The organism is Clostridium polyendosporum, assembly GCF_018332455.1.
In the GTDB taxonomy this organism is placed as follows: domain Bacteria; phylum Bacillota; class Clostridia; order Clostridiales; family Clostridiaceae; genus Clostridium_AY; species Clostridium_AY polyendosporum.
The window spans coordinates 1-487 of sequence record NZ_BOPZ01000076.1; the positions used below are offsets into that span (position 1 = coordinate 1).

At 53.0% G+C, this 487-nt stretch carries 5 tRNA genes; all 5 read right to left on the minus strand.

What is annotated here, in order from left to right:
• Window positions 1-24: 24 nt before the first annotated feature.
• The 5 genes from CPJCM30710_RS17435 to CPJCM30710_RS17455 all read right to left on the minus strand — a co-directional run bounded on the left by CPJCM30710_RS17435 (window position 25) and on the right by CPJCM30710_RS17455 (window position 431).
• Window positions 25-100, minus strand: a tRNA-His gene (locus CPJCM30710_RS17435).
• 6 nt (window positions 101-106) lie between these two features.
• Window positions 107-182, minus strand: a tRNA-Lys gene (locus CPJCM30710_RS17440).
• Window positions 183-185: 3 nt separating this feature from the next.
• Window positions 186-262 (minus strand) — tRNA-Arg (locus tag CPJCM30710_RS17445).
• Window positions 263-278: 16 nt separating this feature from the next.
• Window positions 279-352: transfer RNA gene (locus CPJCM30710_RS17450), tRNA-Gly, on the minus strand.
• Window positions 353-355: 3 nt separating this feature from the next.
• Window positions 356-431, minus strand: a tRNA-Pro gene (locus CPJCM30710_RS17455).
• Between the last annotated feature and the right edge of the window lie 56 nt (window positions 432-487).

Genomic DNA, 487 nt, shown 5'->3' on the forward strand with positions numbered 1-487 from the left:
TTACCGCTTGGCGACATCCCAATATGGGGTGAACGATGGGATTTGAACCCACGACAACCAGAGCCACAATCTGGTGCTCTACCAACTGAACTACGTCCACCATGTTTGGTGCACCATCAGGGATTCGAACCCGGGACACCCTGATTAAGAGTCAGGTGCTCTACCAACTGAGCTAATGGTGCATATGGTGTGTCTTAAGGGATTCGAACCCCTGGCCTACGGCTTAGAAGGCCGTTGCTCTATCCAGCTGAGCTAAAGACACATATTATTGTTTTTAATGGAGCGGGTGAAGGGAATCGAACCCTCGTAGCTAGCTTGGAAGGCTAGAGCTCTACCATTGAGCTACACCCGCAAGTGGTCGGGGTGACAGGGATTGAACCTGCGACCTCATGGTCCCAAACCACGCGCGCTCCCATCTGCGCCACACCCCGATATATGGTGTGTCTTAAGGGATTCGAACCCCTGGCCTACGGCTTAGAAGGCCGTT